Annotated in this window: 23 protein-coding genes; 18 read left to right on the forward strand and 5 right to left on the reverse strand. The window is 63.8% G+C overall.

Annotation, left to right across the window (positions count from 1 at the left end; all coding sequences use genetic code 11):
- Positions 1-302 precede the first annotated feature (302 nt).
- The 5 genes from darT to ACO055_RS14480 all read left to right on the forward strand — a co-directional run bounded on the left by darT (position 303) and on the right by ACO055_RS14480 (position 5,190).
- Positions 303-938, forward strand: coding sequence for a type II toxin-antitoxin system toxin DNA ADP-ribosyl transferase DarT (gene darT / locus ACO055_RS14460; protein ID WP_422059572.1), 636 nt, complete (start codon positions 303-305; stop codon positions 936-938).
- Positions 938-2,026, forward strand: a complete 1,089-nt coding sequence (gene darG / locus ACO055_RS14465; RefSeq protein WP_422059573.1) for a type II toxin-antitoxin system antitoxin DNA ADP-ribosyl glycohydrolase DarG — start codon at positions 938-940, stop codon at positions 2,024-2,026. Before darT ends, darG begins: the two co-directional genes overlap by 1 nt.
- A gap of 12 nt (positions 2,027-2,038) precedes the next feature.
- Positions 2,039-2,818, forward strand: coding sequence for a DUF5131 family protein (locus ACO055_RS14470; RefSeq protein ID WP_422059574.1), 780 nt, complete (start codon positions 2,039-2,041; stop codon positions 2,816-2,818).
- A gap of 134 nt (positions 2,819-2,952) precedes the next feature.
- Positions 2,953-4,236 (forward strand): three-Cys-motif partner protein TcmP, encoded by a 1,284-nt coding sequence (locus ACO055_RS14475; protein ID WP_422059575.1) that lies wholly within the window; start codon positions 2,953-2,955, stop codon positions 4,234-4,236.
- 12 nt (positions 4,237-4,248) lie between these two features.
- Positions 4,249-5,190: a hypothetical protein gene (locus ACO055_RS14480; protein ID WP_422059576.1), complete on the forward strand. Its 942-nt coding sequence runs from the start codon at positions 4,249-4,251 to the stop codon at positions 5,188-5,190.
- A gap of 155 nt (positions 5,191-5,345) precedes the next feature.
- On the opposite strand, the gene ACO055_RS14485 is transcribed toward ACO055_RS14480, so the two are convergent.
- Entirely contained in the window at positions 5,346-5,549 is a 204-nt protein-coding gene (locus tag ACO055_RS14485) for a DUF6527 family protein (RefSeq protein ID WP_422062478.1), read from the reverse strand.
- A gap of 147 nt (positions 5,550-5,696) precedes the next feature.
- Between ACO055_RS14485 and istA the strand changes: the two genes are divergently transcribed.
- Both istA and istB read left to right on the forward strand, forming a co-directional pair.
- On the forward strand, positions 5,697-7,211 hold the full coding sequence (istA, locus tag ACO055_RS14490; protein WP_422059577.1) for an IS21 family transposase: 1,515 nt from the start codon (positions 5,697-5,699) through the stop codon (positions 7,209-7,211).
- Positions 7,198-7,926 carry an IS21-like element helper ATPase IstB gene (istB, locus tag ACO055_RS14495; protein ID WP_095385564.1) on the forward strand — a complete coding sequence of 243 codons (729 nt, stop codon included), beginning with the start codon at positions 7,198-7,200 and terminating at the stop codon, positions 7,924-7,926. Before istA ends, istB begins: the two co-directional genes overlap by 14 nt.
- A gap of 96 nt (positions 7,927-8,022) precedes the next feature.
- Here istB and ACO055_RS14500 read toward each other — a convergent pair whose 3' ends face one another.
- The 4 genes from ACO055_RS14500 to ACO055_RS14515 all read right to left on the reverse strand — a co-directional run bounded on the left by ACO055_RS14500 (position 8,023) and on the right by ACO055_RS14515 (position 10,296).
- Positions 8,023-8,748: a JAB domain-containing protein gene (locus tag ACO055_RS14500; protein ID WP_422059578.1), complete on the reverse strand. Its 726-nt coding sequence runs from the start codon at positions 8,746-8,748 to the stop codon at positions 8,023-8,025.
- A gap of 122 nt (positions 8,749-8,870) precedes the next feature.
- A complete protein-coding gene (locus ACO055_RS14505) occupies positions 8,871-9,356 on the reverse strand; it encodes a hypothetical protein (protein WP_422059579.1) in 486 nt (161 codons plus the stop codon).
- 31 nt (positions 9,357-9,387) lie between these two features.
- Complete coding sequence (locus ACO055_RS14510; RefSeq protein ID WP_422059580.1) at positions 9,388-9,717, reverse strand: hypothetical protein; 330 nt, start codon at positions 9,715-9,717, stop codon at positions 9,388-9,390.
- A 60-nt stretch (positions 9,718-9,777) separates the two neighbouring features.
- Positions 9,778-10,296: a LuxR C-terminal-related transcriptional regulator gene (locus ACO055_RS14515; RefSeq protein ID WP_422059581.1), complete on the reverse strand. Its 519-nt coding sequence runs from the start codon at positions 10,294-10,296 to the stop codon at positions 9,778-9,780.
- A 218-nt stretch (positions 10,297-10,514) separates the two neighbouring features.
- Here ACO055_RS14515 and trbB point away from each other — a divergent pair, with 218 nt between their 5' ends.
- The 11 genes from trbB to ACO055_RS14570 are packed head-to-tail and all read left to right on the forward strand — an operon-like array spanning position 10,515 to position 19,759.
- Positions 10,515-11,495 (forward strand): P-type conjugative transfer ATPase TrbB, encoded by a 981-nt coding sequence (gene trbB / locus ACO055_RS14520; RefSeq protein WP_422059582.1) that lies wholly within the window; start codon positions 10,515-10,517, stop codon positions 11,493-11,495.
- Entirely contained in the window at positions 11,492-11,815 is a 324-nt protein-coding gene (locus ACO055_RS14525; protein WP_422059583.1) for a TrbC/VirB2 family protein, read from the forward strand. Before trbB ends, ACO055_RS14525 begins: the two co-directional genes overlap by 4 nt.
- Complete coding sequence (locus tag ACO055_RS14530; RefSeq protein WP_105999342.1) at positions 11,815-12,084, forward strand: VirB3 family type IV secretion system protein; 270 nt, start codon at positions 11,815-11,817, stop codon at positions 12,082-12,084. Before ACO055_RS14525 ends, ACO055_RS14530 begins: the two co-directional genes overlap by 1 nt.
- The gene (gene trbE / locus ACO055_RS14535) at positions 12,081-14,525 is read left to right on the forward strand and encodes a conjugal transfer protein TrbE (RefSeq protein WP_422059584.1); all 2,445 of its coding nucleotides are present in this window, start codon (positions 12,081-12,083) and stop codon (positions 14,523-14,525) included. The genes ACO055_RS14530 and trbE overlap by 4 nt, the downstream gene beginning before the upstream one ends.
- A gap of 5 nt (positions 14,526-14,530) precedes the next feature.
- Positions 14,531-15,247: a P-type conjugative transfer protein TrbJ gene (gene trbJ, locus ACO055_RS14540; protein ID WP_422059585.1), complete on the forward strand. Its 717-nt coding sequence runs from the start codon at positions 14,531-14,533 to the stop codon at positions 15,245-15,247.
- 1 nt (position 15,248) lies between these two features.
- The gene (trbK-alt, locus tag ACO055_RS14545; RefSeq protein ID WP_422059586.1) at positions 15,249-15,491 is read left to right on the forward strand and encodes a putative entry exclusion protein TrbK-alt; all 243 of its coding nucleotides are present in this window, start codon (positions 15,249-15,251) and stop codon (positions 15,489-15,491) included.
- 4 nt (positions 15,492-15,495) lie between these two features.
- A complete protein-coding gene (trbL, locus tag ACO055_RS14550) occupies positions 15,496-16,776 on the forward strand; it encodes a P-type conjugative transfer protein TrbL (protein WP_422059587.1) in 1,281 nt (426 codons plus the stop codon).
- A gap of 4 nt (positions 16,777-16,780) precedes the next feature.
- A complete protein-coding gene (gene trbF, locus ACO055_RS14555; RefSeq protein WP_422059588.1) occupies positions 16,781-17,464 on the forward strand; it encodes a conjugal transfer protein TrbF in 684 nt (227 codons plus the stop codon).
- Positions 17,461-18,315 (forward strand): P-type conjugative transfer protein TrbG, encoded by an 855-nt coding sequence (gene trbG / locus ACO055_RS14560; RefSeq protein ID WP_422059589.1) that lies wholly within the window; start codon positions 17,461-17,463, stop codon positions 18,313-18,315. The genes trbF and trbG overlap by 4 nt, the downstream gene beginning before the upstream one ends.
- Complete coding sequence (locus ACO055_RS14565) at positions 18,312-19,541, forward strand: TrbI/VirB10 family protein (RefSeq protein WP_422059590.1); 1,230 nt, start codon at positions 18,312-18,314, stop codon at positions 19,539-19,541. The genes trbG and ACO055_RS14565 overlap by 4 nt, the downstream gene beginning before the upstream one ends.
- Entirely contained in the window at positions 19,538-19,759 is a 222-nt protein-coding gene (locus ACO055_RS14570) for a DUF2274 domain-containing protein (protein ID WP_293645110.1), read from the forward strand. Before ACO055_RS14565 ends, ACO055_RS14570 begins: the two co-directional genes overlap by 4 nt.
- The last annotated feature ends 224 nt before the right edge of the window (positions 19,760-19,983 follow it).

Genomic DNA, 19,983 nt, shown 5'->3' on the forward strand with positions numbered 1-19,983 from the left:
GGCGTCCGCTGTGAGGCAAGTCTGCGGCTGATTGGAAGGGCGGGGTCTAAAAGTCGGCCAACGCCTCTCGGCGGCTATCTCGCTACCGCGTCCCGAATGTGATCACTTGACAAATGCGGCACCAAATGTTCATGGTCTGTTCTATTGTGGTAACGGAGGAGATCCTACTGGACGATATTATCCAGCGTTTGCGTTCCAGGTAGAACAGGATATGAGCCTGTCATGGGATTGGGGAAGCGCCATTGGAAGGACTTTTGCGGCGGAGACTCTCGCGCCTGTTCCTTCGGTGACTACGCCATCCGATGAAAGATCTTCGGCCTGAAAAGGCCTTCATTTTTCGTATCGTTCATCGTGACAATATGGATTGGATATTGAAGAACGGCGTTCATTGTCGAAGCGCGAACCAGATAAATCCAAACTATGTCGACATCGGGAATCCGGACCTGATCGGCAAGCGCAGTACGAGGGCAGTGCCGGCGGCGCCGCATGGCACTTTGAGCGACTATGTGCCCTTCTATTTCACGCCTCGTTCGCCGATGCTGTATAATATAAAGACGGGCTACAATGTTCCGCGCCGTCCCAATGAAGAGATAGTGATTCTTGTCTCCAGTCTCTTCAAGATCGTGGATCAGGAGATCGACTTTCTTTTCACGGACAGTCATGCCTATCTTCAAACGGCGCAATTTTATGATGATTTGGACAGGCTTGACGAGGTGGATTGGGCCATATTGCAAGCCAGTGATTTCAAACGCGACAATAATGATTTGGGTAAGTTCGAGCGCTATCAGGCCGAGGCATTGATCCACGAACATGTCCCGCTCGCCGCTCTTCGCGGTGTAGCGTGCTGTAACGAAGCCGAGGCGCAGAAGCTGCGCGGGCATATCGCTGCAGCAGACGTTGAGTTGAAGGTGGCTGCTAAACCGAGTTGGTATTTCTGATGATCACATATACGCAAGGCAATCTTCTCAAGGCTGACGCAGAGGCCCTGGTGAATACCGTCAACACGGTTGGCGTCATGGGCAAGGGCATCGCGCTCATGTTCAAGGAGCAGTTCCCAACCAACCTCAGGGCCTATGAAGCCGCGTGCAAGGCAGGCGAGGTCGACGTCGGACACATGTTCGTGACCGAACGGCTCGAACTCATGGGCCCGCGCTGGATCATCAACTTTCCGACCAAGAAGCATTGGCGGCATCCTTCGAAAATGGAATGGATCGACGACGGTCTTGAAGACCTGAAGCGTGTGATCGCCGAGAAGAAGATCCGCTCGATCGCGCTTCCCCCGCTCGGCAGCGGCAATGGTGGGCTCGAATGGCCGGTTGTTCGAGACCTCATCGCGCGCAAGCTCGGCGATCTCGACGGGGTCGAGGTGATCATTTATGAGCCGACCGCCCAGTATCAAAATGTCGCGAAGCGCGGCGGCGTGGAGAAACTGACGCCGGCCCGCGCGATGGTGGCGGAGCTCGTGCGGCGTTACGCTGTGTTGGGGTTCGAATGCACCCAGCTGGAAATCCAGAAGCTCGCCTATTTCGCGGAGCGCAGTCTCCAGCATCTGGGCATTCAGAACGATCTCGATCTCCGGTTCGAGGCCAATAGGTTCGGTCCCTATGCCGGTCGGCTCCGTCACCTTCTCGAGGCGCTCGACGGCAGCTATCTCCATAGCGACAAGCGGATCGCCGACGCGACCCCGCTCGACACCGTCTGGTTCGACGAGGCGAAACGCGACCGGGTTGCGGCATTCCTGGGATCGGAAGGCAAGGCCTATCTCCCGGCGCTCAACCTGACCGACGAGCTGATAGACGGGTTCGAATCCCCGCTCGGCATGGAACTGCTGTCGACCGTCGACTGGCTGGTCGAAAACGGAACCGAGCCGACTGTCCCGGGCATTCGGCGCGGCATTCGTGCGTGGCCGACGGGCGAAGAGGCAGCAAAGCGCAAGGATGAGTTGTTTAACGACCGTCTGATCGGCATAGCGCTCGAACGGTTAGCCGCCTGGTGCGGCAGCCGGGTAACGGCCGCACACATCTGACCGGAGACTATCGTGGCAGAAACGCAGATCGAATGGACTGACGCGACCTGGAACCCGGTCGCGGGCTGTTCGATCATGTCTGCCGGCTGCACAAATTGCTACGCTATGGAAATGGCGCGCCGCCTCGAGGCGATGCGCGTCGATAAATACAGCGGGCTGACGCGGCAGAGCGGGAACCGCACCGTCTGGACAGGACTGGTCCGGGAGGATCGCGACGCCCTCGCGATTCCGACGAAGTGGCGCAAGTCACGGAAAATCTTTGTCAACTCGATGAGCGATCTCTTCCACGACGCTGTCTCTGACGATTTCATTCTCGAGGTGTGGGATGTGATGCGTGACACGCCGCACCATCATTATCAGATCCTGACGAAGCGTCCCGAACGCATGGCCTCGATCCTCAACGAAACCATCGGCGAGGTCTTGCCCAATGTTTGGCTCGGCACCAGCGTCGAAGACAAGGCGGTAGCGCATCGCGTGGAAATCCTGCGACAGGTGCCCGCCGCCGTTCGCTTCATTTCGTTCGAGCCGCTGATCGGTTCGGTCGGGTCGATCGATCTCTCCGGTATCCATTGGGCGATCGTCGGCGGCGAAAGCGGCCGGTCGGCGCGCCCGATCAAGGAAGAATGGATCGACGAGATCCACGCCCAGTGCAATCGCCACCGCACCAAATTCTTCTTCAAGCAGTGGGGAACTTGGGGAGAAGATAATAAGAAGCGGTCCAAGAAGGCCAATGGCCGCATGTATCGCGGCAAGGCTTGGAACGACATGCCTGAGGCTCCTTTGGCACTCTAGTCCCAAGAGTGCCAATCGCCCCTTCTAGCTAGGGTGTCATTATGTTACGACGGGATTTGCAGCCCGTTGTTCCCCATGGAGCAAATGCTGAATCCTGAACCGCTCCGTAGCGGCCGAACAAGGATCGAGCGGTTATGGCGAAGAAACATTATGGGTGGGAACTGGGCAAAGAGCTTCCGAAACTGGGAGCGCACAGTCTCGCCAAGCATCAGGTATTCGAGCAGTACACCGAGCGCTACATCGAGATCCTCTCGCCGAATCCGGCCAAGACCGAACTAAATTTGTCGATTGTCGACGGTTTCTGCGGCGGCGGCGCTTATGACCTGAACGGTGAGACCGTCCCGGGCTCGCCAATGTTGCTGCTTGGGGCGGTCCAGCGCGCAGAGGCGCGGCTTGCCGCGGTCCGCAAGAACGGCTTCGATGTCCGGGACGACTATTTCTTCATCGATCGCAAGAAGCCGCACATCGACTTCCTGCATGATCGCATCCTGCAGTCGGAGCATGCGCCCGAACTCGGCCGATCTATCCATCTACGCAACGACAGGTTTGAGAACCAGGCCCTCCCGATTATCAACGCAATCAAGGCCAAGGGCTCGAGCCACCGCTCGCTGTTCTTTCTCGATCAATATGGCTGGAGCGACGTGACCTTCGCGACTGTGCGCACCATCTTCCAGCAGTTGAAGAACCCTGAGGTCATCATCACTTTCTCGGTCGACAGCCTCATCGACTATCTGACCGACCAGACCGCTTTGATGAGGAGCGGCCAAGCGATCGAACTCGATCCCTCGCTGGGCGAGGCACTGGCGGCGATGAAGACCGAAGACGGCCAGCGGTCGGTGATCCAAGGGTTCCTATATCGCCACATCCTGAACAATACCGGCGCCCGATATTACACGCCATTTTTCATCCGGTCACCCGACAGCCACCGTTCTTACTGGCTGCTCCACCTGTCTCAGCACGCGCGGGCGCGCGACGCGATGGCACAGTTGCATTGGGAGCTGCAAAACACCTTTGTCCATCCCGGCAAGGCAGGCTTCAATGCGCTCGGTTTCGATCCGTCGATCGACATGAACCAGCCGCGTCTCGAGTTCGATTTCGGCTCAAACGCGCGCCAGGATTCGCTGAATACCGCGATTGAGCAGCTGCCGGGCCTCTTCTATGACGACGCTGTTCGTCTGGGCGAGCCGGTCACGATCGCAAAGCTGTTTGCAGCCCGCTGCAATGAGACTCCTTTGACGCTTGATCTCGTTGCAGAAGCAGTCCGGAGGCTGCGCGACGATCATATGGAGCTTGAGGTCTTCACGAAGGACGGCGCGCCCCGCCTCCGGGCTATGAAACTTTCACCCAAAGACATCGTGCGAGTACCCATGCAAAAGTCCTTTCTTCATGCGGCGGCGACGACACGGCGCCGGACGTGACGGGCCCCAGCCATGCTTGGCAAGGCCCGACTCGGCAATGCGTTTCTGAGGCTTCTTTCCGAACGCTTGGGAGCCGGCTTTCCTCGCGGGGAGCGCGGCAAAACGCTTCTGACAGCCGCTGATTTCAGCGGCACCCACTCGGGTTCGCTGTTCACAAGCTACGCCTTCCTGACGATCGATCTCGATCGGAATGCCAACTGGTTTTCGGCCCAGCAGGCATTCCGTCAGCAAGAGCTGCGCAAGCGAAGAATGTCGTACAAGGCGCTCAACGACAGCGCCCGCCGCCGTGCGCTTCCATCCTTTCTGTTGATGTCAGACCGCCTCGTTGGCGCGTTGACAATCGTTGTTATGCCGCGTGACTTCGGGCCGCTCGTGCTCGATGCCGAGGGTGCCTCGGACGAGGTTCTCGACATCTGGAAGCCCGGCGTCCGCGAGCATCTCCAACGCATGGCCCATCTTGGCGGTATGATCACCGCCCATCTCTCTTGTCCGGGGCAAGATGTCTTCTTCATCACTGATCAGGACGAGATTGCGTCGAACACCGCGCAGCTCACTCGATTGACCGACGTCATCGGCCGGACAATCGGGCATTCGTCAAACCATGACTTCGGCCACTTGCGGGTCGGAACGACGAAGAGCGACGACGGCTCGCTCATGCTCGAGGATCTAGCAGCGATCGCAGATCTCTCGGCCGGAGCGGTCTGCGACATCATGGGCTCGATGGCACAGGAGGGTCTGGCGCCGAGGCATCGGGTCATCACGCCGCTGCCGGCACGGGTGACGTCCAAATCCAGAATGATCAGTATGTGGCTCAGCAAACGCGAGAGCAGCTTGCGCCGGGCGGTCATCATGCTGAAGCCGGGCGCGGACGGTGCGGGCCATACGGTCCAGTCAATCGCGCTCCATGCTTGGCAAGGGAACATCGTCATGCCGAGCGAGCGGTGGATGCCATAACCACCCGGCGCATCGCGAACGTCCGCGTCTCAATTCCTGCTAAAAGCTGCCTGACCGCACCCGGCCATCGTATCTCATTCAGCCGAATCGTGACGGCAGGCCCGCAGGCTAGGGCCACGAAACTTTGATGAGCTACCGCACGAAGCCACATCACTTTAACGGCCGAACATCGACTTGAGCCAGAAGATGGCCCGAACCCACCATCTTTCCGGATACCGCTCGGCATAATACGCTTCGCGTCGCCGGCCCTCCGCAGCTCGGCCATTCGCAATCTGCTTTTCCGTCCACCGGGTCGACCATTCTATCTCGCCACGATCAATCCAATAGTGCGCTCGGCAAGGCCGCTGCCAATTCCCGATGGAGGGATATAGAGATGGACCTTGAGGGTGGTCTGAGGATCAGCGTGCAATAGGCACCCCCGTCGGGGGGTGATCGGCGTGTAAAAAGGACCCCTTCATCCCGAGGATTTAGGCGGCTGACTGGTTTGATCAGTTGGCGAGAACGGGATGTTGGTAGTGGAGACAGTGGTTCGGATTCGGCGTGAGCATGCGTCTGGGAAGGCGATCAAGGCGATCGCCCGTGATCTTCGGTTATCGCGCAAGGTGGTCCGGAAGGCGATCCGGTCGCCGGAGGCGGTGTTCAACTACCAGCGCACAGTCCAGCCTTTACCGCGGATTGGCCCCTATCAGGAACGGCTCGATGTGCTTCTCGAGGAGAACGAGGCGCGAGGTCGCCGCGACCGGCTGCGGATGACGCGTATCCATGATCTGCTTGCGCGCGAAGGGTTCGAAGGTTCTTATGATGCGGTGCGCCGCTATGCGGCGCGCTGGCGTGTGACGCGCCGGAAGGATGCGGGCGAAGGTGCTCCGGCCTTCATCCCGATGACCTTCCATCCTGGCGAGGCTTATCAGTTCGACTGGAGCCACGAGGATGTAGAGATCGCCGGCAAGCCGATGCGGGTAAAGGTTGCGCACGCTCGTCTCTGCGCATCGCGCACACCTTACGTCCGGGCCTATCCGCGTGAGAGCCAGGAGATGCTGTTCGATGCTCATGCTCGGGCGTTCGCTTTCTTCGGCGGCGTGCCCCGGCGCGGTATCTACGATAATATGAAGACGGCGGTGACGAGCGTGTTCGCCGGTAAGGAGCGCGTGTTCAACCGCCGCTTCCTGATCATGACCGATCATTACATGGTCGAGCCGACGGCCTGCTCACCAGCAGCGGGATGGGAGAAGGGCCAGGTTGAGCAGCAAGTCCAGACGATCCGGGGCCGCTTCTTCCAGCCGCGGCTTCGGTTCGCCAGCCTAGCCGAGCTCAACGGGTGGCTGGAGGCGGAGTGCCGACGCTGGGCCGAGCATCACGCCCATCCCGAGCGCAGCGACATCACCGTCGCCGAGGCGCTGGAGATGGAACGACCGGCCCTGCAGCCGATCCTGGCACCGTTCGACGGCTTCCATGAGAGCGAGCACGCCGTCACCGGAACCTGCCTCATCAGCTTTGATCGGAACCGCTACTCGGTCATGTCGACGGCCGCGCGCCGGACCGTGCAGGTGCGTGCCTATGCCGATCGTATCGTCATCCGTTGCGGCGAAGAGATCGTCGGGGAGCATGAGCGCCACTTCGGTCGGAACCGCACCATTTACGATCCTTGGCATTATCTGCCGGTCCTCGCGCACAAGCCCGGCGCGCTCCGTAATGGCGCGCCGTTCCAGGACTGGGATCTGCCGCCCGCGCTGCATCGATTACGGCGAAGGTTGGGCGTCGGGGACGAAGCAGATCGCAGGTTCGTGCGGGTCCTCTCGGCGGTGCTCACCGATGGTCTGGAGTTGGTCGAAGCTGCCACGCGCGAAGCGCTGGCGACCGGAACGGCCAGCGACGAGCTGATCCTCAACATCCTCTCGCGGCACAGCGAGCCGGCGACGCCCCATAGCATCGTCACCTCGGAAGACCGGATGCTGCGCCATCCTCCGGTTGCCGACTGCGCTCGCTATGATCTGCTGCGAGGCTATGATGCAGCGGCATGATATGATCGATACGATGCGTGGCCTTGGCCTCAAGGGTATGGCTGCGGCGTTCGACGAGGCCGTCACCACCGGCCTCCAACGCAAGCGCACCATTATGGAGATACTGACCGACCTGCTCCGCGCTGAAGCGACCCACCGGGATGCAGCCTCGATCCGTTATCGCATGACGGCGGCCAGGCTACCCGTGGTGAAGGATCTGGAGCGGTTCAGCTTCGACGGCACTCCGATCAATGAGGAGATGATCCGGTCCCTTCATGATGGCTCCTTCCTGCCATCCCGGCGCAATATCGTGCTTGTCGGCGGCACGGGGACGGGGAAGACCCACCTTGCCATCGCGATCACCGCCAATGTCGTGCGAAGAGGCGCTCGCGCCCGCTACTTCAACACCGTCGATCTGGTGACACGCCTCGAAGAGGAGACCCGGATCGGCAAGGGCGGGACCCTGGCGGCGCAGCTGTCGCGGCTCGACCTGATCGTGCTCGACGAGCTTGGATATCTGCCGTTCGCACGCTCGGGAGGGCAGTTGCTGTTCCACCTCATCAGCAAGCTTTATGAGCGCACCAGCGTCATCATCACCACGAACCTCGCGTTCGGCGAGTGGCCTACCGTCTTCGGCGATCCCAAGATGACCACGGCGCTGCTCGACCGCGTCACCCACCACTGCGATATCGTCGAGACGGGCAACGATAGCTGGCGCTTCAAAAACCGCAGCTGACCGCCACCTTCGCCGCCTTCAAAAATCTATCTTGCGCTGCGTGCGCCTCCGGTCGGGCTACGCCCGACCTCCGCCGCACGCAGCGCAAGGCTCACCTCAACAAACCCCCATCATATCCGCAAGGGGGTCCTTCTTCGACGCCGATCGGGGGTCCCGTTTGAACGCCGTTTGACAGGTTACGCAAAGGTCGCTGGTCGACAACGGCTTGCCCTCTCCCTCATGAATGAAGAGGTCGATAAGCATCTCCCAAGCGGGTTCGCCAAATAATTCCTCCGCCCCGATGAGCTGGCGGCGCAGCAGTCGGCGGCGAAGCGTCGCTCGTGCGTTCTCCAGCGCGGCGCCGTTACCCCCACCTGTCTCCTGCCTCGGCGACTTGAGCGTGACGCGGGCTGTTCGCGATCGCTGGCGGGCGATCTGGTCGCGGCTGGTAATGTGGCGGGTGTGGCATGCACCGACGACAATATGGTCGACGAGATTGATGTCGAGCGAACGCGCAACCGCGTCGATGTGCTGCGTCGCTTGCTCGTCCTCCTTGCTCGGGGTCGGATCGCCGCTCGGATGATTGTGGATGAGGATGATGCCCGCGGCGTTGAGCTCCAGCGCGCGGCGGAAGATCGTGCGCGGGTAAACGGCCAAGTGGGCCAGCGTTCCATCTTGGAGGCATTCGTCGGCGATCAGCCGATGGCGTGCGTCGAGGAAAAGGATCCGAAGTCTCTCATCCTTGAGCGATCCCATCGATGCAATGAGATAGCGGCGCAGGTTGGGGTCCAGCGGATCGATCGCCCCCGCTTCCAGTTCACCCCGCATCGCTTCGAGGAACATATTATGCGCTCGGATCAACAGGAGCGCCGCGTTCGAATTTGCCCCGAGAACCCGGGCAAGCGCTTCGGGCGGCTGCGACCAGATATTGCCGAGACTGCGAAACTCGGCCAGCAGCGCGGACGCTATCGCTTCGCTGCCGTCGGGGTCGATCGCCGAGATAAAGGCACCCAGGACGGATCGCTGCCGTTCCGTTTTAGCCGTCGTTGATGCCGCCAGGTTGCCACGACGAGGAGCGGCGCCAGAGGCCAGGAGCCGGCAACCTGCATCGTCAGATAGGCTGCCGAGTGCAGGTCCATCTCGATCGCGCGTGTCGAATGCGCGATGAGGGGCAGGAATTGCAGCGCCGCCGCGATCATTGGCCAGAAGCGATGCGCCATCAGCGCGATGGCTAGCGTCGCTGCCGCCGCGGCGAGATCGATCAGCAGGTGCCCGGTGTCCACTGCGAGATATTGCACTGGAACGAACAGGTGCAGCGCTTGGTCTGTCAGAAGCATGGCGAGAAGCACGCCCGCCATCGCCCGTTCGGGTCCCCCGCCTTTGCGCATCGCATAGGCAAGGGCCACCAGCAGGATTGTCACGAAGAAAGCGATCCGCAGCATCGTGATCACAGACCATGCCGATGGCTCCTGGTCAATCTCGTCAAAGAGCAGCGGCAAGTGCCGCAGAATTGGGCGCAATCTCCGGGCACTCATGGAGATCGAGCCCCGCCGTCTCGCGGCCGATTTCGGCAAGCTCCCCATGAACGCGCAATATGTCGCCACTGACGCCGACGAGGGCCACTTGCGCCTTGGCCAGCCGCTGGATCGTCGCATGACCTCTGGCAGCAGGGACGCCAATCGTATCACGGCGCGCCGTGACCACGGTCGCCATCAGCGACGACACGGCGATCAAAGCGTCGTCGATCTGGGTTTCGGCGGCGGGCACCGCCTTCTGGAGTCGCGCTGCATTCAGGTTGATCGGCTGGGTCATAACTTCTCCTTTCCGAAGACGCGATGCGTCTCGGTTCAATGAACACGAAGGGTGAAGGGATTAGCTGGAGAGCAGCCGCGTCAGCGTCTGACCAATGGCGAGACCTGCAAGGATGATGAGGAGCAGGAACAGGAATATCGCTGCAATAATCGCCATCCTCTTCGCTGCTTTGTAATCGCGCCTCCAGACAATCCCGAACGGGGGGCTGCTGCCCGATCGTTCGGCGTCGGTCCCGAGGCTGGCTAGCAGTCCCGGGTCGTCGGCCGAACGCCCGTCTGGAAAGTTGGATGGCACCAGTCGTGGCGGTTGGGGAAGTATGATCGGATCACATAGTATCCGATCATAGGTCTGTTTGAGGCGTGCGTAGATGATAGCGGTCTCGTCGCGGCCCGAGGCGCCCAGGATATCGCGCGCCGCAGTTAGCCTGAGATCGACCGCTTGCTTGGAGATGTCGAGCCGCCGCGCAATCTGTTTCGACGTCTGCCGCTCGAGCAGCAAATCGAGACAAGCGCGCTGCTTGTCGGTCAGACGCGCCCAGCGCGCCGCCTCATGTGATGGGTGCGACCCCGAATCAGTCATAGTTACACTGTTGTCAAAATCGCGCGCAGCACAAGCTTCCCGCTCCACTTCGCGTTTGCTTTGCCCATGTTACCTCCACGGCGCCTACGCCGCTCCCTGTCTTTCTATCCCATTGTACGACGACACGAAAAGCTTGTTGAACTCCCGACTTTTCTGCGCCTCTTACTCGTCCCCATCGAGCCGGGCATGTCCGCCGGGCCCTGAAAACGGGGTCCCCGATGGGCACAGAACCGAACCGGCTGGAGGCACGTCATCGTAGCGCGCGCATGCTGCGCACGGCGCTCGGCGATGCGATCGCCGAATGGCTCGCCGATCCCCAGATCATCGAAATCATGCTCAATCCCGACGGCCGCCTGTGGGTCGATCGGCTGGGCGAGGGCATCGCGGACAGCGGCCGGACGCTGACCCATGCGGATGGCGAGCGCATCATCCGGCTCGTCGCCCATCATGTGGGCGCCGAAGTTCATGCCGCCGCCCCGCGCGTCTCGGCCGAGCTGCCCGAGGGCGGTGAGCGCTTCGAAGGCTTGCTGCCGCCAGTCGTGACCGCGCCGACCTTCGCGATCCGCAAACCCGCAATCGCGGTCTTCTCGCTCGAAGATTATGTCGCGGCCGGCATCATGCTTGCCGGCGAGGCTGAGGTTCTGCGCGCCGCTGTCCGCGATCGCCTCAATATCCTTGTCGCGGGAGGGACCGGAACCGGCAAGACGACGCTCACCAATGCGCTGCTCGCCGAGATTGCCGGCAGCAGCGACCGCATCGTCCTGATCGAAGACACGCGCGAACTGCAATGCGCCGCCCCCAATCTCGTCGCGATGCGCACCAAGGACGGGGTCGCTTCGCTCTCCGATCTTGTCCGGTCTTCCTTGCGGCTGCGCCCCGACCGCATCCCGATCGGCGAAGTGCGCGGCGCCGAGGCGCTCGACCTGCTCAAGGCTTGGGGCACCGGCCATCCGGGCGGCGTCGGCACGATCCACGCGGGCAGCGCGCTCGGCGCGCTCCGCCGCATGGAACAGCTGATCCAGGAGGCCGTGGTCACCGTGCCGCGCGCTTTGCTCGCCGAGACGATCGATCTTGTGGCCGTGCTCGTCCGCGACGGCACCGGCCGCCGCCTGTCCGAACTGACGCGGGTCGATGGGCTCGATCCGGCGACCGGCGAATACCGCCTCATTCCCTCTGTTCCCGCAGGAGACCTCACATGAAATTTGCCTGTCCCAATCGCGCGATGCTGGGCGCAGCCGCCTTCGCCATCGCCTTCACTCTCTCGGCGCCGGCTCACGCCGGCGGCTCGTCGATGCCCTGGGAGGCACCGCTCCAGTCGATCCTCGAAAGCATCGAAGGGCCCGTCGCCAAGATCGTCGCGGTGATCATCATCATCGTGACCGGTCTCAGCCTCGCTTTCGGCGACACGTCGGGCGGCTTCCGCCGGCTCGTGCAGATCGTTTTCGGCCTGTCGATCGCCTTCGCGGCGTCGAGCTTCTTCCTGTCCTTCTTTTCCTTCGGCGGCGGGGCGCTCGTCTGATGAGCCGGGACGGCGAGGTGCCGGGTTTCTTCGCTCCGGTCCACCGAGCGCTCGCCGAGCCAATCCTGCTCGGCGGTGCGCCGCGCAGCCTCGCGATCGTCAACGGCACGCTCGCCGGTGCGATCGGGCTGGGCCTTCGGCTCTGGCTCGCCGGTCTCGCCATCTGGGCGATCGGGCACGCCCTCTCGGTCTGGGCCGCGCGCCACGACCCGCAGTTCGTCGACGTCGCCCGGCGTCACCTCAAATATCCCGTCTGGATGCAGCCATGATGAACCTCTCCGAATATCGCACCAAATCCGCTTCGCTCGCCGATTTCCTGCCTTGGGTGGCGCTCGTCGCCGAGGGAATCGTCCTCAACAAGGATGGCTCGTTCCAGCGCACCGCGCGGTTCCGCGGCCCCGATCTCGACAGCGCGACGCCCGCCGAGCTCGTCGCGGTGACCGCGCGGCTCAACAGCACGCTGCGCCGCCTCGGTTCGGGATGGGCGGTGTTCGTTGAGGCGCAGCGCGTGCCTGCGCTGTCCTATCCCGTGTCCGACTTCCCCGATGTGGTGTCCGAGCTGGTCGATGTCGAACGCCGTGAGCAGTTTCGCGAGGAAGGCGCGCATTTCGAGAGCTTCTATTATCTGACGCTCTTGTGGATGCCGCCCGCGGAAGAGGCCGCGCGCGCCGAGGCCTGGCTCTATGAGGGGCGCTCGAAGACCGGTGTCGATCCCAAGGAATTGCTGAAAAGCTTCATCGACCGCACCGGGCGCATGCTTCATCTCATTGAAGGTTTCATGCCCGAGGCCGAATGGCTGGATGATAGCGAGACGCTGACCTATCTCCACAGCTGCATCTCGACTAAGGTCCAGCGCGTCCGCGTTCCCGAGACCCCCGCCTATCTCGACGCACTGCTCGCCGACGAAGCGCTGGTGGGCGGCCTCGAACCGCGGCTCGGCGACCATCATCTGCGCACGCTCACCATCACCGGCTTTCCGAGCGTCACCTTTCCCGGCCTCCTCGACGAGCTGAATCGGCAGGCCTTCGGCTATCGCTGGTCGTCGCGCGCGATCATGCTCGACAAGACCGATGCGACAAAACTGCTGACCAGGATCCGGCGCCAATGGTTCGCCAAGCGCAAGTCGATCGCCGCGATCCTCAAGGAGGTGATGACCAACGAGGCGTCGGTCCTGATGGACAGCGATGCCTCGAACAAGGCGGCCGATGCCGACATGGCGCTCCAGGAGCTTGGCGCCGACGAGGCGGGCATCGCTTATGTCACCGCGACGATCACGGTCTGGGATCGCGATCCGGCGCTCGCAGCCGAGAAGCTCAGGCTCGTCGAGAAGATCGTCCAGAGCCGCGACTTCACCTGCACGGTCGAAGGCGTCAACGCGCTCGAAGCCTGGTTCGGGAGCCTCCCCGGCCATGTTTATGCCAATGTCCGCCAGCCCCCGGTCTCCACCCTCAATCTCGCCCACCTCATTCCCTTATCAGCGGTGTGGGCGGGGGCGGAACGGGACGAGCATTTCGGTGCAGCCCCCTTGCTTTACGGCAAGACCGAAGGCTCGACCCCGTTCCGCCTCACTCTTCATGTCGGCGATGTCGGCCATATGCTGGTCGTCGGACCGACCGGCGCCGGCAAGTCGGTGCTGCTCGCGCTGATGGCGCTCCAGTTCCGCCGCTACGAAGCCAGCCAGATTTTCGCCTTCGATTATGGCGGCTCGATCCGCGCCGCGGCGATCGCGATGGGCGGCGACTGGCAGGATCTCGGCGGCGCGCTGCACGATGCCGGCAGCGCGGGATCGGTCGCCCTGCAGCCGCTTGCCCGCATCAACGAAGCGGCCGAGCGCGCCTGGGCGGCCGAATGGCTCGCCGCCTTGCTCGCGGGCGAAGGGGTGAATGTTGATCCCGCCGCCAAGGAGCATATCTGGTCCGCGCTGAATTCGCTCGCAACCGCGCCGGTCGCCGAGCGCACGCTGACCGGCCTCGCCGTGCTTCTCCAGTCGCAGGAATTGAAGCTCGCGCTCGCGCCCTATCTGGTCGGTGGTCCCTGGGGCCGGCTGCTCGACGCCGAGGCCGAGCATCTTGGGACGGCGCGCGTGCAGGCGCTCGAAACCGAAGGGCTGGTCGGCGCATCCTCCGCGCCGTCGGTTCTCGCCTATCTCTTCCACCGGATCGAAGGCCGGCTCGACGGCTCGCCGACGCTGATCATCATCGACGAAGGCTGGCTCGTCCTCGACAGCCCCGCCTTCGCGGCGCAGCTGCGCGAATGGCTGAAGACCCTCCGCAAGAAGAATGCGAGCGTGATCTTCGCGACGCAGAGCCTCGCCGACATCGAAGGCTCGCGCATCGCGCCGGCGATCGTCGAAAGCTGCCCGACACGCATTTTCCTGCCCAACGAGCGCGCCGCCGAACCGCAGATCGCGCGCATCTACGAACGCTTCGGGCTCAACGATCGCCAGATCGAGATATTGAGCCGGGCGACCCCGAAGCGCGACTATTATTGCCAGTCGCGGCGCGGCAATCGGCTGTTCGAACTAGGCCTTGGCGATGTCGCTCTCGCCTTTACCGCCGCCTCCTCGAAAACCGACCAGATCAAGATCGGCGAGCTGATCGAAACCCGCGGCCATGCCGATTTCGCCGAATTCTGGCTGCGTCACCGCGGGCTCTACTGGGCCGCCGATCTGCTCGCCAATCTCGAAACCCCCGACCACCTGAAGGAGTGAATGCCATGAAAAATGTGATCAACCGGGCGCTGTTCGCCGCGCTGCTCGCCGGATCGTCCGTGACCGCGATCGGCACATCCGTCCCCGCTGCGGCGCAGGTCGGCGGCATCGTCCACGATCCGCGCAACTATGCGCAGAATATCCTGACCGCCGCGCGCACCCTCGAGCAGATCAACAATCAGATCAGCATGCTGCAGAACCAGGCCACCTCGCTGGCCAATGAGGCGCGCAATCTGACGAGCCTGCCGGTCTCGACCCTGCAGGAACTACAGGGTCAGGTCGATCGCACCCGCCAATTGCTGAGTGAGGCGCAGCGCGTCGCCTTCGACGTCGGCGATATTCAGACCGCCTTCGATGCCCGCTACAAGGGGGCGGCCCTGTCAGGCTCGCAGGCCGCAATGGTCGCCAATGCCGAGGCGCGCTGGAACGATAGCGTCGGCGCGTTTCAGGACGCGATGAAGGTGCAGGCCGGCGTCGTCACCAATATGGGGGTCACGCGGCAGTCGATTGGCACCCTCGTCTCGGCGAGCCAGTCGGCGGCCGGCGCTCTGCAGGCGGCGCAGGCCGGCAACCAGATCCTCGCGGTCCAGTCGCAGCAGCTCTCCGATCTCGCCGCCGCGATCGCCGCGCAGGGCCGCGCGCAGATGCTCGATGCCGCGCGCAGCGCCGCCGCCGAAGCCGAGGGCCGCGAACGCTTCCGCCGCTTCCGCAAAGGCAATTGAGATGGGCCGGGCGGCGAAGATCGCGGCAGTCGCGGTGATGGGCGGCCTACTCATGACGCTGGCGATCCTGCACCTCTCCTCGCCGCCCGCGCCCAATGCGTCTCCCCCGAACCGCATCGCGGCGGACGCAAACCCCGTCGCTTCGACCGTTTCGGAGCGCTGCCGCACCGTGACCGTGGCCGATACCGAATGCGCCGCCGCCTGGGAGGCGAAGCGCCGCCATTTCTTTGGACAGAAGGACTAGCCGCATGGAAGACACCGGCGTGATCGACCAGTTTCTGGCGGTCTTCTCGACCTATATCGACAGCGGTTTCGGCCTGCTCGGCGGCGAGGTTGGCTTCCTCTCCTCGACGCTCATCGTCATCGACGTGACGATCGCGGCGCTGTTCTGGGCGTGGGGCGCCGACGAGGACATCATCCAGCGCCTCGTCAAGAAGACGCTCTACATCGGTGTCTTCGCCTTCATCATCGGCAATTTCCAGACCCTCGCCGTCATCATGCTCGAAAGTTTCGCGGGGCTGGGGCTCAAAGCCAGCGGCGGCGCGATGTCGATCGGCGACTTCATGCGCCCCGGCGTCGTCGCCGCGACGGGGATCGATGCGGCGCAGCCTCTGCTCGATGCCTCCGCCGACTTGGTCGGTCCGGTCGGCCTGTTCACCAATTTCGTGCAGATCATGATCCTGCTCATCGCCTGGGTGATCGTCGTGCTCGCCTTCTTCATCCTCGCGGTGCAGGTCTTCGTCACCATCCTCGAATTCAAGTTGGTGACCCTCGCCGGCTTCGTGCTGCTGCCCTTTGCCTTCTTCGGCCGCACCGCCTTCATGGCCGAGCGCGTTCTGGGGCATATCGTCTCATCGGGCATCAAGGTGCTGGTGCTCGCGGTCATTACCGGCATCGGCGTGACCCTGTTCGATCGCTTCATGCAGGCGGGGCTTGGGCCGGAGCCCGACATCGAACAGGTCATGGCCATCGCGCTCGGCGCATTGACCCTGCTCGGCCTCGGCATCTTCGGTCCTTCGATCGCCAATGGCATCGTCGCTGGCGGCCCGCAGCTCGGGGCGGGTGCGGCGGCAGGCACCGCGGTTGCGGCCGGCGCGACGCTCGCTGCCGGGGCGGCGGGAGCAACGCTCGCAACGGGAGCCGCCGCAGCGGCGGCGCGCGGCACGGCCGCCGCCGGCGCGCGCGGAGCGGGCAGTGCTTCGGCTGCCTATGCCGCGGGATCGGCCGGGAAGAGCGGGGCAAAGGCCTTTGGGGCGGGGCTCGCCAATGTGGCGCGGACCGCAGCCAGCGGCGCTGCTGCTCCTGTTCGCAGCATGGCCGAGCGCATCCGGTCGAACTTCGCGGCGGGCCGCGATGGGCCAGCGGGCGGCGCCGCGCCCGCGCGCGGCGCGGATGGACCCCCGCCCTGGGCCGCCGCGATGCGGCGGCGCCAGACGATGACGCAGGGCGCAACGATCGGCGCCCAGACCCTGAAGGGCGGCGACAGCCATGGCGCCGGATCGGCGCCCGACATCAGCGAAAAGGACTGATCCCATGTTCAAAAGACCCTCCAATCATTATGGCCGCGCGCCCGAGCCGGTCACGCCCTACCAGCGCGCCGCGCAGGTCTGGGACGACCGGATCGGGTCGGCGCGCGTTCAAGCGCGCAACTGGCGCTTCGCTTTCTTCGGTTCGCTCCTCATCTCGGGCGGACTGGCCGGCGGGCTCGTCTGGCAGGCCGCGCGTGGCACGATCACGCCTTGGGTCGTCGAGGTCGACAAGCTTGGCGCCGCGCGTGCCGTCGCGCCCGCCGACGGCGACTATCGGCCGACCGATCCGCAGATCGCGTTCCACCTCGCGCGCTTCATTGAGCACGTCCGCTCAATCCCCGCCGATCCGGTCGTGCTCCGTGCCGACTGGCTCAGTGCCTATGATTTCGCGAGCGCGACCGGAGCGCAGGCGCTCAATGACTATGCGCGGACCAATGATCCCTTCGCCGAGGTCGGCAAATTCCAGGTCGCGGTTGATGTTTCCAGCGTCATCCGCGCCTCGAAGGACAGCTTCCGCATCGCCTGGACCGAGCGCCGCTATCAGGACGGAGGCCTGATCGAGCGCTCGCGTTGGTCTGCGATCGTCACCGTCACACTCCAGCCGCCACGCACCCCTGACGCGATCACGAAAAATCCGCTCGGGCTTTTTGTCACCGCCATCAACTGGTCGAAGGAACTCAGCCAATGACGACGCCATATTCCCTCCCGATCGCGCTCGGGGCCGCCCTTGCTTTGCTCGCCGCGCCCGCCGCGGCAAGCGATCCAGCCGATCCCCGCCAGCGCGTCGGTCGTGCCAATGCCGAGGCGCGGGTCCAGCCTGACCGCCAAGCCTATCGCAACGCGATCCAGCAATATGCCTGGTCAGAAGGGGCGCTGTTTCAAGTCTATGCCGCGCCCGGGCAGGTCACCGACATCGTGCTGCAGGAAGGCGAGCAGCTCGTCGGTCCGGGTCCCGTCGCGTCGGGCGACACGGTGCGCTGGATCATCGGCGACACGGTGAGCGGTGCAGGCACACGGCGCCGCGTCCATATTCTCGTGAAGCCAACCCGCTCGGACATCATGACCAACATGATCATCAACACCGACCGTCGCACCTATCATGTCGAACTGCGCGCGACCGCCGCATCCTATATGGCGTCGGTCTCCTGGACCTATCCCGCCGACGAGCTCATCGCCTTGCAAGTCGCCGAGGCCGAGGCGGCGCGCGCCGCGCCTGTGGCCGGGGCGATCGATCTGGCGGCGCTCAATTTCCGCTACCGGATTGCGGGCGACAAGGTCGATTGGCGCCCGGTCCGCGCCTTCGACGACACGCGCCAGCTCTTCATCGAGTTTGGCGCAGATATCGCATCGGGCGACATGCCGCCGCTGTTCGTCATCGGCAGCAGCGGCGAAGCCGAACTCGTCAACTACCGGGTGCAGGGGCGCTACATGATCGTCGACCGCCTGTTCGAGCGCGGCGAACTCCGCTTGGGGGCCGGGAAACAGGCGCGGACCGTCCGGATCGAGCGAGAGACGCCGCGCCGCCGGGGCCGGTCATGACCGAGCGCGAGGATCAGGTCGTGCCGCCAGCCGAGGGGCTAGGCGACGAAAATCGCACCGCGCAACCGCCTGCCGTCGATGCCTTCCGTCTGCGCGGGGAACCGCCGCGGGTCATGCGCCTGTCGCGCAAGACGCTGGCCAGCATCGGCGCTGCCTTGGGAATCGCGATCGGCGGCGCCTTGCTCTGGGCGCTGCAACCCTCAGCGCCCAAGTCGTCCGATAATCTCTATTCTGCCGACACGGCGAACCGCGCCGAGGTCGTGACGGGCGCTCCTGCCGACTATGGCAAGGTGCCGAAGCTGGGACCGCCGCTGCCCGGCGACCTCGGGCGGCCGATCGTCGCAGCGCAGCGCGATGGCGAAATCGTCCCGGTGCCGCCGATGGGCAGTTCGCCAGCTGGCGCGCGCTCACCGGCCGACGAGGCGCGCGACCGGGCGCGGCAGGAGCGCGAAGCCGCCGCCACCAGTCGTCTCTTTCTTGGCGGCGGGTCCGCGGGTGCAGGCGTGGCCGAGGCGCTGCGCGGATCGATCGAGCCTGCCGCGGACGCACCGGTGCCGGTAGCCGGTGAGCGAAGCCCGGTCGCGGCGCGCCGTGCCTTTCTCGAAGGCGGCGCCGGTAAACCGAACGAGAGCCCCGAACGCATTGGCGGACCCAGCTCGCCCTACATCCTCCAGAGCGGGAGCGTCATCCCGGCGGCGCTGATCACCGCCATTCGCTCCGACTTGCCCGGGCAAGTCACCGCGCAGGTCACGCAAAATGTCTATGACAGCCCGACCGGTCGCACCCTGCTCATACCGCAGGGCGCGCGGCTCATTGGCGAATATGACAGCGAAATATCCGTGGGGCAGGAGCGCGTCTTGCTGGCCTGGAACCGGTTGATCCTGCCCGGTGGCCGATCGATCCGGCTCGATCGTCAGCCCGGCGCCGATTCGCGGGGCATGGCGGGGCTTGCCGATCGCACCGACCATCATTGGGGGTCGATGCTGCGCGCGGCGCTCGTCTCTACGTTGCTCGGCGTCGGAGCCGAACTTGGCTCGGACGGGGATGATGCGCTCGTGCGGGCGCTTCGCGACGGGCCGCAGGATACGGTCAACCAGTCGGGACGGCGGCTCGTCGAGCGTCAGATGAACATCCCGCCAACCCTCACGATCCGCCCCGGCTTCGCTTTGCGGGTCCTTGTCACACGCGACCTGATCCTCGAACCGCCGGCGGGTGCGGCCCCATGAGCAAGCTGCGCCTAGGCCCCATCGCCGACGACAAGCCCGTGAAGCTGTCGATCGAATTGCCGGGATCCCTCCATCGCGAATTGCTCGTCTATGCCGAGGTGCATGCGAAGGCTAATGGCCTCGCGGCGCCTATGGCGCCGGAAAAGATCGCGGTGCCGATGATCGAGCGCTTTATCGCGACCGATCGTGGATTTGCGACGGAACGGCGGCGGCGCTGAGTGTCTGCGGCGTCATCCTCACGTCGGTCAGGCTTGATCGCCCATATGTGTTCGTCCAAACCGCTGACGGCGGTGCGCCAAAAAAAGACGCCCGCGCGATCGAAACCGTGCGGGCGTCAGATGAAGATCTCTGTTTCCTGAAAGGAAGAGCTCTTCTGGGTCGCACGGCGCGGATAGCGTCGCGAGCCGACCGATAATTGTACGGCAGCGCCAAAAGATTCCCC

The sequence above is a fragment of the Sphingopyxis sp. genome, assembly GCF_965227415.1.
Classification (GTDB): domain Bacteria; phylum Pseudomonadota; class Alphaproteobacteria; order Sphingomonadales; family Sphingomonadaceae; genus Sphingopyxis.